Below are 11,955 nucleotides of genomic sequence, written 5' to 3' on the forward strand. Positions count from 1 at the left end.
GTCAACCGCCAGTGGCAGTGCCACCGAGGCGGATATCGACATAGGCCTCGCCACGCATCTCGCGCAGGTAACGGTCCCACTCGTCTTCCAGCTTGCGCTGGCCGATGGCCTCACGCACCTGGGCGCGACGATTCTCGTCGCTCACCGAAGCCTGGCGGGTGCCAATGCGCTGTGCGATGTGCCAGCCGGCCTGGGTGCGGAACGGGGCGGAGACCTGCCCATCCTGCAGCGCGGCGACGGCACCACCGAATTCGGGGCCAAACTCATCCTGGGTGAACCACCCGAGATCACCGCCGCTGGCCTTGCTGGAGGTGTCGTCGGAATGCTCCGACGCCACCGCCGCGAAATCGGCGCCGCCGGCGATGCGTGCGCGCAGCGTGTCGATCCGGGACTTGGCCTCGGCGTCGCCGTTCGCGCCCTGGCCGGTGCGGATGAGGATGTGGCGCGCCTGGTATTGGGTCACGCTGCCACCGCCCAGTGCGCTGCCGTCGCGCACCTCGACCAGCTTGAGTAGCTGGAAACCGCTGGGGCCGCGCAGCGGGCCGATGACGTCGCCGGCCTGCATGGTGCGGATGGCGTTGGCGAACGCGGCCGGGATCTCGTCCAGGCTGCGCCAGCCCAGGTCCCCGCCTTCCAGTGCATTCGGGCTGTCGGAATAACGCACCGCTGCGGCGGCGAACTCCATCTCATTGCGGTCGAGCAGCGACTTCACGCCATCGACCTTGGTCTGGCCGAGCGCGGTCTGTTCAGGGGTCGCACCTTCCGGCAGCGCAACCAGGATGTGCGCCAGGCGGTACTGCGTTCCGCCCGACTGGGCGGCCATGGCCACGTCCACCTCGCCATCCGACACGCTGACGCGGGTCTGGGCGAAGCGCTGGCGCATGCGCTGGATCAACAGCTCCTCGCGCAGCGAGTTGCGGAAGTCGGCGAAGGACATGCCATCGGCCGCCAGCTGCTGGCGCAACTGGTCGGGCGACAGGTTGTTCTGCTGCGCGATCGCGGACACGGCGGAGTCGATCTCCTGGTCGCCGACGCGGATGCCGGTCGAAGCGGCGCGGGCGGTCTGCAGGCGCATCAGGATCAGGCGCTCCAGCACCTGGCGCTCCAGCACCGGACCGGGAGGCAACTGCTCCTGCCGGCCGGCGTATTGCGCGCGGATGTTGGCGACGGCGCGGTCGAGCTCGCTGCGCAGGATGAGGTCTTCATCGACCACGGCGGCGATGCTTTCCAGCGTCTGCACCTGCTGGGCGTGCGACGGGGCGCCGATCAACAGCGCGAGGGCGAGGGACAGGCAGGCAATCAGGGTCTTCATGGCAGGGTATCGAGGGGAATGGTGTCGTCCTGGGGAAGCCGGCTGCGGACTTCGGACGGCGGGACGAGGTAGAGGTCGTCTCGGTAATAGCCGAGAATAGCACGGCGCAGGCGGTCCCTTGTTTCCGGGCCTGCCGAGCCTAGCCCCTTGAACTCGATCTCCAGCTGAATGGCATTGTTCATGTCGCCCGAGCGATTGCGTACATAGCGGCGGGTCACGAGGCGTGCGGCCATGCAGCAGCTTTCCCACTGCACGCCGAAGATGCCTTCAAGCAGCTTGCTTTCGTTGAACGAGTAGTAGTAACGGCCGACAACGCTCCAGGTCGGGTTGATCGGGTACAGGAACGAGAAATCCCCATGCTCGACAAGGTCTTCGCGGGTCAGCGGGTTGCGTCGGTAACGGTAGGACAGGTTCACGATGCCGTCGTCGCCGACCAGATATCGCGTGCGGACGCTCGCCAGGTCCTCGCTGCGGCTGGTCGGGTTCCACTGGTAGCTGGCACCGATGGTCCAGCGGTCGTTGATGGCGTAGGTGCTGTCCGCAACCCATGCCGAGCGGCCATCGTCTACCGGGATCTCGCTGCCGACCACGGTGCGTGATTCGTCGAAATAGAAGATCTGCCCGATGCTCGCCGACAGCTTTTCCCGGCCGTCGCTCTCGCGGATCATGCGCGTGGTCATCGCCAAGGTGAGCTGGTTGGCATCGGCCTGGCGGTCGGCACCGGAATAGCGGTTGTCTCGGAACAGCTGCCCCCAGCTGAAGGAAAGCGGACCCGTGTCGAACAGCGGCATGTCGCGCTGGTCCTCGAACGGCGCATGCAGGTAGAAGATGCGAGGCTCGAGCGTGTTGAGGAAGGTTTCCCCGCGGAAGTCGACGTGGCGGTCGAAGAACAGCCCGGCATCGACGGTCGTGATGGGGATGCTGCTGGAAGGCGACGTGTTGGCGGTCGGGAAACCGTTACCGTCAGCGATGATCTGCGCGAGGGCATCGTCGATGCGATAGCCGGTGTAGCGCCACGCGAGCGTCGGGCGGACAAACCAGCTGGCGCCCTCGAAGGGCACGCTGACGTACGGTTTCACGAACAGGCGGCTCCCGCCCGGGCGTGACTGCCGATCCGCGTGCTCGAAGCGCGCCAGTTCCGTCTCGGCGCCGGCCACCAGCCAGCGTCCGAAGGGTTGTTCCCAGCGGAACACGGCGCGTGGAAGGCGGTGATAGGGCAGGTTTGCATCTGCGAGGTTGTAGTCGGACAACACCCAGTAGTCCGCCATCAGTGCGGCACTCCAGTGGCGGCTGCGCCCGTAGATGCCGACATCACTTTGCAGCGCGATATCGGACAACCCGTCCAGGCTGCTGCTGGCATCCTCGACCCAGCGCGGATCGCTGATCCAATTCAGTCGTGCCCGGGCTTGCCAGCGACTGTCGACGTCCTGGACGCCGCTGAAGCGGAAACTGCCACGGTTGTCCCTGCGCCAGTTATCGGGATTGATTCCGTTCGCGATCTCGTCGGCGCGGCCCGCCTCGGTCAAACGATCGGAAGGCAAGAACTCCACCTCGGCCACGCCACGCCCGGTTTCGGTGAGGTAGCGGAATTCGGTGCCCAGCTGGATGCCGCGGCGGCTCATCCAGCGCGGCTCCAGCGTCATGTCGTAGTTGGGCGCGAGGTTGAGGTAGATCGGCTGGGTGTAGTCGAAGCCGTTGCGGCCGGAGTAGCTGATGTTCGGATACAGCAGTCCGGTGCGGCGGCGATCGTCGATCGGGAACGCGGCCCATGGCACGTACAGCACCGGCACCTTGCCGATGTGCAGGGTGGCGCTGCGCGCCGTGCCCATGCCGGTGTCCGAGTCGACGTCGATGCGCTGCGCGCGCAGTTCCCACATGCGCTCGCTGGGCGGGCAGGTGGAGTAGGTCGAGCGCATCATCCGTCCCCGGGTGCCGGACATGTCGATCCGTTCCGCACCGCCGTTCCCGCGACGCTCGATCAGCTGGTAGCGCACGTTGTCGATCCGGTGCGAGTCTTTGTCCTGGTCGCCTTCCAGCCGGTCGGCGACGATGCGCATCCCCGAGTCCTGGTAGCGCACGTTGCCGGTCGCGGTGTAGATCCCGGTTTCCTGGTCGAACTGCAACGCGTCGGTACCGAGGAACTGGTCGCCGCGGCGCAGGGTGACGTTGCCAGTGACGTTGTACATCCCTCCGTCAATGCCATCGGTCTCATCACCATCGACAAGCGTCGGCTGGCTTTCTCGATCATCTGGCGAACTTGTCGGCGCCTGTGCGTCCGGGAACGCCGGCACCGCGTCCTCGATGGGACACATCGACCAGTCGGGCGGGATGTCGTCGTTCGCACTGGCTGCCAGGGACACGGCGATGCAGAAGGGCAGGGGCAGCAGGCGGAAAATGGCGCGCACGCAGGCATCCGGGGGGCGGAAAGACGCCTAGCTTGCCGCATGGCACCACGACCGGCAACGCGCACTGTTGACGTCCAGTTCATGCCCGGTTGCAGCTGGGCCAGCCCGTTTCCTCGCCAGCCGTCCGGCGACTGAACGCGACGCCGGCTCAGATGGGCGGGGCAGCGTGGTCGCGGGCCTGGAACAGCACCCCGACATGGGCCACGCAGCCCTCGCGCAGGCCATCGAGATCGTAGCCGCCCTCGAGCATCGACACCATGCGGCCACTGCAGTGGCGCCGGGCGAGGGAGGCCAGTTCGGCAGTCAGCCAGGCGAAGTCGGCGGGATCGAGCTGGAGTTGCGCGAGCGGATCGCGGCGGTCGGCGTCGAACCCGGCGGATACCAGCAGCAGCTGCGGGGCGAAGGCGTCGATCTCCGGCAGCAGCCGCGAGGACCACGCGCTGCGGAATTCCCGGCTGCCCGCACCCGAGGGCAGGCCCGCGTTGACGATGTTGCCGATCCCGCGCTCGTCCTCCGCCCCGGTGCCCGGGTACAGCGGCATCTGGTGCGAACTGAGGTACTGCACGCGTGGTTCCTGCTCGAAGATCGCCTGCGTGCCGTTGCCATGGTGCACGTCGAAATCGACGATGCTCACCCGCGACAGTCCATGGCGATCGAGCGCATGCGCAGCCGCCACCGCGATGCTGTCGAACAGGCAGAAACCCATCGCGATGCACGCGGTGGCATGGTGGCCGGGCGGGCGCACCGCGCAGAAGGCGACGTCGATCTCGCCGTGCAGCACTGCATCCACGGCCGCCACGCCGGCCCCGGCGGCGCGGAGCGCGGCTTCGGGCGAGTCGGGCGAAAGCACGGTGTCCGGGTCCAGCATGATCCGCGCGTCCGGCGCATCCAGCACGCGATCGATCAACGCATCGTCGTGCACGCGGGCCAGCTGGCCACGGGTGGCGCGGGGGGCATCCAGCCATTCGGCGGACGGGAAGGCTTCGCGCAGCGCATCCACCACCGCTTCCAGCCGCGCAGGCCGTTCGGCGTGCTGCGGGCCGGTATCGTGCGCCAGGCAGGCGGCGTGGGTGTAGATCGAGGCGCGGTGGTTCATGCAGCCGCAGTCTGCCGGTCAGCGCGTGCGCCGCTCGTGATGCCACAACACCTCGCCGTGGCCGCTGGCGCGCGCCAGCACCCGGGCCAGCACGAACAGCAGGTCGGAAAGGCGGTTGAGATAGCGGATCGCCTGCGGCCGGACCGCGTCGTGCCGGGCCAGGGTGACGGTGTCGCGCTCGGCGCGGCGTACCACGGTGCGCGCCACGTGGCAGCGCGCCGCGGCCTCGCCACCGCCGGGCAGGATGAAATCCTTCAGCGGCGGCAGGTCGTCGTTGTAGCGGTCGAGGTGCTGCTCGAGGCGCTCGATGTCCACATCCTGGATCGCGGCATGCCCGGGGATGCAGAGCTCGCCGCCAAGGTCGAAGAGCTGGTGCTGCACCGCGGTCAGCAGCTCGCGGATGTCATCCGGCACGTCGCTGGCCAGCAGCAGTCCAAGCGTCGAGTTGGCCTCGTCGACCGTGCCATACGCGGTGACTCGGGCCGAGTCCTTGGCGACACGCGAGCCATCGCCCAGCCCGGTGCTGCCGTCGTCGCCGGTGCGGGTGTAGATCTTCGAAAGCCGGTTGCCCATGGCGAGGCCGGGCGTCGGTCAGGGCGCGGCGGTGCGGGCGCCGTCGCGCCGGAGCAGGCCCGCCTGCACCAGTACGACATGCACCATCGCAGCGATCGCCACGTACATGGTCGCGACGCGCAGGTACGGCCCCAGCCAGTCGGTGTAGTTCTTCCACCAGCCCGCCAGCGTCGGCTCGGCCACGGCATTGGCGAGCCAGTAGAACCCGCCCTGCGCGAACAGGTGGCACGTGACCACCGACGCCGGCAGCACCACGGCCAGCAGGCCCAGGGCCTTCCAGCCGAGGCCGCCATGGTGGCGCTGCAGCCACCAGCCGCCGGCCCACATCGAGAAGTACGCCGGCACCAGCGCCCAGTAGCCGGGCGAGACGCAGTAATGGGTCCAGAAGTTCAGGCCTTGGCCGGTGATAACCACGTAATCCACCAGCACCGCCAGCGCCATCAGCGCCGGGAATGCCCAGCGGGTCCACTGCGACAGGTAGAAGCCGCCGACGAAGAACACCGCCCAGGTGGCGTCCGGCACCGGCGCGAAGTGGTGGACCCGGGTCGCGGCCAGTACGACGGCGAGCAGGGTCAGGATCACGGCGCGTTGCGGGACGGTCTTCATGCGGTGCGGGTCCGGGTGCGGAAGGACAGGCGGCCATTCTAGCGGACTGCGGCGCCGGGTCGGGCGCGTCGCCCGGGCCGCTATCATGCGCGGATGCAACACGACCACGAGGTGGCGATCATCGGAGGCGGGCTGGTGGGTGCCAGCCTGGCGCTCGCGCTCGATCGCGTCGGTGTCAGCACGGCGCTGGTGGAAGCGACCCCGCAAGGGGTGATGCCGCCGGTGTTCGACCAGCGCAACCTCAGCTTCGCCGAGGCCACGGTCAACGCGCTGACCGCGCTGGGCGTGATGCAGGCGCTGAAGGCGCGGCCGGGCAGCATCCGCCGGATCCATGCCAGCCGTGCCGGGGATTTCGGCAGCGTGCTGCTGGATGCGGCCGACCATGGGCGCGAATGCTTCGGTGCGGTCGTCGTGGCGCGTGATTTCGGCAAAGCACTGGAACTCAGGCTTTCGCAACTGCGCCACGGCGTGCGCCATCGGCCGGCGCGTTTCCTCGGGTTCGCCGAAGGCGGCGACGCGTGTCGCGCCATCCGCGTCGGCGACGAGGCTGGGGAACGCATCCTCCGCGCGAGACTGGTGGTGGGTGCCGACGGCGCGCACAGCTGGGTGCGCGATGCGCTGGGCATCGCCGCCGAGACCCACGACTACGCGCAACGCCTGTTCGTGGCACGGTTGCGCACGCAGCGTGTGCCCGACTGCACGGCCTACGAGCGCCTGCGTGACGACGGCCCTACCGCATTGCTGCCACGAGGCGATGGCCATTACGGCCTGGTGCACGCGGTCGCGGCGACCGATGCCGATGCGGTGGCGTTGCTCGATGACGCCGCGTTCCTCGCGCGGGTACAGGACGCATTCGGCTGGCGCGCCGGGCGTTTCGTCTCGGTCGGCGAACGCAGCGTGCATCCTGCGGTCCGTGTCGTTGCGCAGGCAACCACGGCGCCGCGCGCGGTGCTGGTGGGCAATGCCGCGCAGAGCCTGCATCCGATCGGCGCCCAAGGCTTCAACCTCGGCCTGCGCGATGCGCTGACGCTGGCCGAACTGATCGAAGGTGCGGACGATCCCGGCAGCGAATCGTTGCTGCAGTCGTATTCCGACCGCCGTCGCGAGGATCGCGAACGCACCCTGCAGTTCTCGCATGGGCTGGCGCGCGCCACCTCTAATCCGGCACCGTGGTTGCGGCCCCTGCGCAGCGCCGCGTTGCTGGCAGTCGGTGCGGTGCCGTCGCTGCAGTCGATGCTGGCCGGTGGCGCCATGGGTTACCGCGGCGAGGTGCCGGCGCTGTGCCGGTCGGATGCCCCCGAAAATGCAGCGTCGCAGGTGGTCACATGAGACGGCGTGGCGACCTGCGCGACGTGGTGGTCGTGGGCGGTGGCGTGGTCGGTGCGGCCTGTGCACTGGCGCTGTCGCGACTCGACCTTGACGTTGTACTTGTCGAAGCGGCACAGCCTCCAGCGTGGTCGGCCGAACGCCCGGACCTGCGTGTCTACGCCTTCGCGCCGGACAACGCCGCGCTGTTCGATGCGCTGGGCACCTGGCCGCCCGTGCGTGATGCGCGGGTGCAGCCGTATCGCCGGATGCAGGTCTGGGATGCCGCGGGCGGCGACGCGCTGGTGTTCGATGCCGATGCCCTCGCGCGATGCGAACTGGGCTGGATCGTCGAGCATGCATTGCTGGCCGATCGGCTGTGGACGGCATTGCAGCGCAGCCCGGTGGACCTGCGCTGCCCGGCGCGCGTTGAATCGCTGGCGCAGGATGATGCCGGCGTAAGACTGCGACTGGACGAAGGCAGCCAGGTGGCCGCGCGCATCGCCATCGCTGCCGATGGCGCGGCCTCCACCTTGCGCACCCTCGCCGGCATCGACGCGCCGGTGCACGACCATGGCCAGAAGGGCGTGGTCGCCTATGTCGATTGCCAGTATCCGCACGAGGCGACGGCGTGGCAGCGGTTCCTGCCGACCGGGCCGTTGGCGCTGCTGCCGTTCGCCGATGGCCGGGTGTCGATCGTGTGGACCCTGCCGGACGATGCCGCCGCGCGCGTGCTGGCGCTGGATGGCGAGGCCTTCTCGCGCGAACTCACCGCGGCCTCGGGTGGCAGGCTCGGCACGTTGCGCGTGTCGTCGCCGCGCGCCGCGTTCCCGCTGCGGCGGCAGCTGAGTGCGACCCAGTGCGCCGGCCGCGTGCTGGTGATCGGCGATGCCGCGCATGTGGTGCATCCGCTCGCCGGGCAGGGCGTGAACCTTGGGTTGCGCGATGTCTCGGCGTTGCAGGCGATGGTGACGGCGGCGCATGCGCGTCGCGCCGATTGGCATGCCCCCACGCGCCTCGCGCGCTGGGCGCGCACGCGGCGCAGCGAGAATGCGGTCGCTGCACATGCCTTCGACGGCATCAATGCGTTGTTCTCGAACGATGCCATGCCGACAACGCTGCTGCGCGGCCACCTGCTGGGCGCGGCGAACCGGTTGCCGATGGTTACCGCCGCGCTTTGGCGGCGTGCGGCTGGCCTCTGAAGCAAGGTGGATTCATCTGCCGGGATGGCGGGGTTCAGTTTTCCTTACACCTCCCATGCCCGGAGAGGGTGGGTGGTGGCGCAGTCCCGCTGCCGCCGCAAGTCGCGGCCCGATATCCGCTTGGTTGCGGCGGCACCGGGACTGCGCTGGAAAGTTCCGTTGCGCTTCCACATATGCAACAGCGCTTGATCTCGCCCTACGGATCGGTAGCGGCAGCGTTGGGGCCGCCTGTCGGGCACCGCGCCGACCAAGCGGATATCGGGCCGCGACTCGGCGCGGTGCCCGACAGGCGTACGCATAGGTCGGGGTGTTGGCGCGACGCCTGCGCAGAGCAAGACGATGCAAATGTCTGGACGTGGAAGGAAAACGAGGCCCGGAAGATACCCGGCCGCAGGTCAGCCGGACGCCTGCTGCGAACCGCCACGCAATCGACGCACCAGTCCCAGCAGGAGCACGACCAGCCCGCCTGCCACGATGCCCACCCCGGCGTTGATGAGCATCGGCGTCAGCGCGCCAAGCACTTCACCGACACCCGGGATCGTAGCCGCGTCCACGGCGGCATCGCGGATCCATTCGTCCACCGCGTGCACGCCATGGGTGAGGATGCCGCCGCCGACCAGGAACATCGCGGCCGTGCCGGCGATGGCCAGTGCCTTCATCAGCCAGGGCGCGGCGCGCACGATGCCGCGCCCGGACGCCGCCAGCGCCGCGTTCGCCTTGCGGCTCAGGTGCAGGCCAACGTCGTCCAGCTTGACGATGCCCGCCACCAGGCCATACACGCCGATGGTCATGATCGCGGCGATGCCGACCAGCACGCCCAGCTGCACCGCGAACGTGCGGTCGGCGACCGTGCCCAATGCGATCACGATGATCTCGGCCGACAAGATGAAATCGGTGCGGATGGCACCTTTGATCTTGTCCGCTTCCAGTGCCAGCAAGTCGACCTCCTGGTCGCGCACCGCCGCCACGTGCGCCTCGCGTTCGGCCAGGTCGACATGGCGGTTGTGGAAGAACTTGTGCCAGACCTTCTCGAAGCCCTCGTAGCAGAGGAACAGGCCGCCGAGCATCAGCAGTGGCGTGACCAGCCAGGGCAGGAAGGCACTGATCGCCAGCGCAGCCGGCACCAGGATCAGCTTGTTGCGCACCGAGCCCTTGGCGACGGCCCAGACCACCGGCAGTTCGCGGTCGGCACGTACGCCACTGACCTGCTCGGCATTGAGCGCGAGGTCGTCGCCGAGCACGCCGGCGGTCTTGCGGGTGGCGACCTTGGTCATGGCCGCCACGTCGTCGAGCACGGTGGCGATGTCGTCGAGCAGGACCAGCAGGCTGGAAGCCATTGGGGCGGTCGCAGGTGGGGTGGCGGCGGATTGTACGGGCGGCGCGGGCGCTTGGCGTCAACGCCTGCGTGGCGGCACGGCGAAGACGGTGATTTCCTCGCGGTCGTGGTAGAGCTGCCTGGCGCGGAGGTCGAGAGGCAGGCCCGCGCTGTCGCGGAACAGGTCCAGGCAATGGCGCGTTTCCTGCCAGCGCTTCTTCATCGGCAGCTTGAGGTTGAAGATCGCCTGTCGGCACCAGCCTTCGCGGAACCACTCGCCCATCCGCACCGCGACGCGCGCGGGCTGCTCGACCATGTCGCACACCATCCAGTCCAGCGGTCGCTGCGGCTGCCAGCGGAAACCGTCGGCGCGCAGGTGCTCGACAAGGCCGTGTTCCAGCACGTGCGGGCGCAGCGGACCGTTGTCGATCGCGGTCACGCGCAGGCCGTGGCGTGCCAGCACCCAGGTCCAGCCGCCGGGCGCGGCGCCGAGGTCGGCGGCGGTCTTGCCATCCTGCAGCTGGCGTTCGCGGGTGGTGTCGTCGACCAGGGTCAGCAGGGCTTCTTCGAGTTTCAACGCCGAGCGCGAGGGCGCGTCGGCGTGCACTCTCAGCCGCGGGATACCGAGTGGCCAGGGCGCGCTGTCGCCGGGCTGGCTGCGGGCGACGAACGCGTGGTCGCCGGCGACGAAGCACACGTGCAGTCGCGGCAGGCGCGGGTTGTCGGTCGCGGTGAGCAGGCCCTGCTTGCGCAGGGCCGGGCGCAGGGCATTGCCGAAACTGCGTGCCAGTCCGGACAGCGGCTTGCCGGCATCGGAGTCGGGATGTTCGACGATGAGTTCGCCATGGCGGGTGCCGCCGGCATCGGTGATCGCGGCCAGCAGTGGCGTGATGCGGTCCTTCGGATCCAGCCCGCGCAACTCCGCCAACAGCACGAGCTTCTGGCGCGCGAACACCAGTGCATCGAAGGGCAGCGCCTTCGACAGCGCATCGCCATCGCCGAGGAACTCGACGAAGCCGCTGTCGCGCTGCGCGCGTGCGTACCCGGCCTCGCCCGCTTCCGCGGCGCGGTCGGTCAGTTCCGCGGCAAGGTCCGGCTCGAAGCCGGCGCGGCAATGGCAAAGCAATCCGGTCGAAGTCATCGATGCATTGTAGGGCGGGCCCAGGCCCGCCATCCGTCGCTGGCTCAGTACCTGCCGCCTTCCGATTCGCCATAGGTGCGCAGTACCGCGCGGGCGTCGTCGCGATGCAGGTCGCGCACGACTTCGATGCCGCGGCGTTGCAGTTCGCCGACCCAGTCGGCCGGCAGCGGGCCCTCGTCGAACGCGGTCAATGCTTCCACGTCCTCGCTGCGCGCGCCGATCAGCAATCGGTCGATGCCGGCCCAGACGGTGGCGCCGTAGCACTGGCAGCAGGGCTGCGCCGAGGTGGCCAGCGTGTAGGGGCCGATGGCGCGATCCTGTTCGTCGCGGTTGAGCCGCGCGCGTTGCGTGCGCTGCTGCGCCAGCATGTAGGCCATCGTCTCCGCATGCGCGACCGAGCAGCTGTGCGGCAGCACGCGGTTCACGCCGACCGCGACGATCCGATCGTCCGGCCCGAACACCACCGCGCCGAACGGGCCACCGCTTTGTGCTTCGATGTTCCGCCGCGACAGTTCGACGGCCAGCGCCACTTTCGCGGCATCGTCGTCGTAGGTGCATGCCGCATCGACGGCATCGTGCACCCAGGCCGGCAAGGTCAGGTGGACCTGCGCGTACAGCATCAGCGGTCCACCTGCAGCGGGCCGGTCACGGCCTGGCATTGGCCCTGCACGCAATCGCAGGCCTGGATGTCCTGCCAGCCGCAGATCGAGCTGGTGCCGGTGCGTTCGCATTCGGCGCGCACGGCGTCGGGATCGACCGGACTGTCCTTGTTGACGCAGGCGGGGAAGTAGCCGCAGCAGTTGCCGACGTTCTTCACTTCGCAATCGCCGGCCACCTTGCACGACAGGTCGGGCGTGCCGGGTCCCGCCGCGACGACGCCCGCCGCAGGTGGCGGGCTGGCGTTCGGCGCGTCCTCGGCGGCGCCGTTGGGCGCGGCGCAGGCGGTGGCCAGCAGTGCGAGCAGCATGGCGACGACGAACGCATGCATGCGCATGGGCAG

At 69.0% G+C, this 11,955-nt stretch carries 11 protein-coding genes; 2 read left to right on the forward strand and 9 right to left on the reverse strand.

Going from position 1 to position 11,955, the window contains the following annotated elements; translation table 11 throughout:
* Position 1 precedes the first annotated feature (1 nt).
* The 5 genes from E2F46_RS14345 to E2F46_RS14365 all read right to left on the reverse strand — a co-directional run bounded on the left by E2F46_RS14345 (position 2) and on the right by E2F46_RS14365 (position 5,992).
* On the reverse strand, positions 2–1,312 hold the full coding sequence (locus E2F46_RS14345) for a peptidylprolyl isomerase (protein WP_133323271.1): 1,311 nt from the start codon (positions 1,310–1,312) through the stop codon (positions 2–4).
* Entirely contained in the window at positions 1,309–3,717 is a 2,409-nt protein-coding gene (gene lptD, locus E2F46_RS14350; RefSeq protein WP_133323272.1) for an LPS assembly protein LptD, read from the reverse strand. The genes E2F46_RS14345 and lptD overlap by 4 nt, the downstream gene beginning before the upstream one ends.
* Positions 3,718–3,865: 148 nt before the next feature.
* Positions 3,866–4,813, reverse strand: a complete 948-nt coding sequence (locus tag E2F46_RS14355) for a histone deacetylase family protein (RefSeq protein WP_133323273.1) — start codon at positions 4,811–4,813, stop codon at positions 3,866–3,868.
* 18 nt (positions 4,814–4,831) lie between these two features.
* The gene (locus E2F46_RS14360) at positions 4,832–5,386 is read right to left on the reverse strand and encodes a cob(I)yrinic acid a,c-diamide adenosyltransferase (RefSeq protein ID WP_133323274.1); all 555 of its coding nucleotides are present in this window, start codon (positions 5,384–5,386) and stop codon (positions 4,832–4,834) included.
* An 18-nt stretch (positions 5,387–5,404) separates the two neighbouring features.
* Positions 5,405–5,992, reverse strand: a complete 588-nt coding sequence (locus tag E2F46_RS14365; protein ID WP_133323275.1) for a hypothetical protein — start codon at positions 5,990–5,992, stop codon at positions 5,405–5,407.
* Between the two features lie 93 nt (positions 5,993–6,085).
* Here E2F46_RS14365 and ubiH point away from each other — a divergent pair, with 93 nt between their 5' ends.
* Both ubiH and E2F46_RS14375 read left to right on the forward strand, forming a co-directional pair.
* Positions 6,086–7,321, forward strand: a complete 1,236-nt coding sequence (gene ubiH / locus E2F46_RS14370) for a 2-octaprenyl-6-methoxyphenyl hydroxylase (protein ID WP_133323276.1) — start codon at positions 6,086–6,088, stop codon at positions 7,319–7,321.
* On the forward strand, positions 7,318–8,499 hold the full coding sequence (locus E2F46_RS14375; RefSeq protein ID WP_133323277.1) for an FAD-dependent oxidoreductase: 1,182 nt from the start codon (positions 7,318–7,320) through the stop codon (positions 8,497–8,499). The genes ubiH and E2F46_RS14375 overlap by 4 nt, the downstream gene beginning before the upstream one ends.
* A 395-nt stretch (positions 8,500–8,894) precedes the next feature.
* On the opposite strand, the gene E2F46_RS14380 is transcribed toward E2F46_RS14375, so the two are convergent.
* From E2F46_RS14380 to E2F46_RS14395, 4 genes are read right to left on the reverse strand one after another with little or no spacing between them, the layout of a single operon-like run.
* Positions 8,895–9,836, reverse strand: coding sequence for a DUF808 domain-containing protein (locus E2F46_RS14380; RefSeq protein WP_133323278.1), 942 nt, complete (start codon positions 9,834–9,836; stop codon positions 8,895–8,897).
* A gap of 57 nt (positions 9,837–9,893) precedes the next feature.
* Complete coding sequence (gene rlmM / locus E2F46_RS14385) at positions 9,894–10,955, reverse strand: 23S rRNA (cytidine(2498)-2'-O)-methyltransferase RlmM (RefSeq protein WP_133323279.1); 1,062 nt, start codon at positions 10,953–10,955, stop codon at positions 9,894–9,896.
* 44 nt (positions 10,956–10,999) lie between these two features.
* A complete protein-coding gene (locus tag E2F46_RS14390) occupies positions 11,000–11,575 on the reverse strand; it encodes a nucleoside deaminase (protein WP_133323280.1) in 576 nt (191 codons plus the stop codon).
* On the reverse strand, positions 11,575–11,949 hold the full coding sequence (locus E2F46_RS14395) for a hypothetical protein (protein ID WP_243720453.1): 375 nt from the start codon (positions 11,947–11,949) through the stop codon (positions 11,575–11,577). The genes E2F46_RS14390 and E2F46_RS14395 overlap by 1 nt, the downstream gene beginning before the upstream one ends.
* Between the last annotated feature and the right edge of the window lie 6 nt (positions 11,950–11,955).

The organism is Luteimonas aestuarii, from assembly GCF_004357985.1.
GTDB lineage: Bacteria > Pseudomonadota > Gammaproteobacteria > Xanthomonadales > Xanthomonadaceae > Luteimonas > Luteimonas aestuarii.

Bases quoted from the DNA above. Each gene is read 5' to 3' on its own strand.
- E2F46_RS14345 (WP_133323271.1), bottom strand. From the start codon at position 1,312: ATGAAGACCCTGATTGCCTGCCTGTCCCTCGCCCTCGCGCTGTTGATC.
- E2F46_RS14390 (WP_133323280.1), bottom strand. From the start codon at position 11,575: ATGCTGTACGCGCAGGTCCACCTGACCTTGCCGGCCTGGGTGCACGAT.
- E2F46_RS14380 (WP_133323278.1), bottom strand. From the start codon at position 9,836: ATGGCTTCCAGCCTGCTGGTCCTGCTCGACGACATCGCCACCGTGCTC.
- E2F46_RS14355 (WP_133323273.1), bottom strand. From the start codon at position 4,813: ATGAACCACCGCGCCTCGATCTACACCCACGCCGCCTGCCTGGCGCAC.
- ubiH (WP_133323276.1), top strand. From the start codon at position 6,086: ATGCAACACGACCACGAGGTGGCGATCATCGGAGGCGGGCTGGTGGGT.
- E2F46_RS14375 (WP_133323277.1), top strand. From the start codon at position 7,318: ATGAGACGGCGTGGCGACCTGCGCGACGTGGTGGTCGTGGGCGGTGGC.
- rlmM (WP_133323279.1), bottom strand. From the start codon at position 10,955: ATGACTTCGACCGGATTGCTTTGCCATTGCCGCGCCGGCTTCGAGCCG.
- E2F46_RS14360 (WP_133323274.1), bottom strand. From the start codon at position 5,386: ATGGGCAACCGGCTTTCGAAGATCTACACCCGCACCGGCGACGACGGC.
- E2F46_RS14365 (WP_133323275.1), bottom strand. From the start codon at position 5,992: ATGAAGACCGTCCCGCAACGCGCCGTGATCCTGACCCTGCTCGCCGTC.
- E2F46_RS14395 (WP_243720453.1), bottom strand. From the start codon at position 11,949: ATGCGCATGCATGCGTTCGTCGTCGCCATGCTGCTCGCACTGCTGGCC.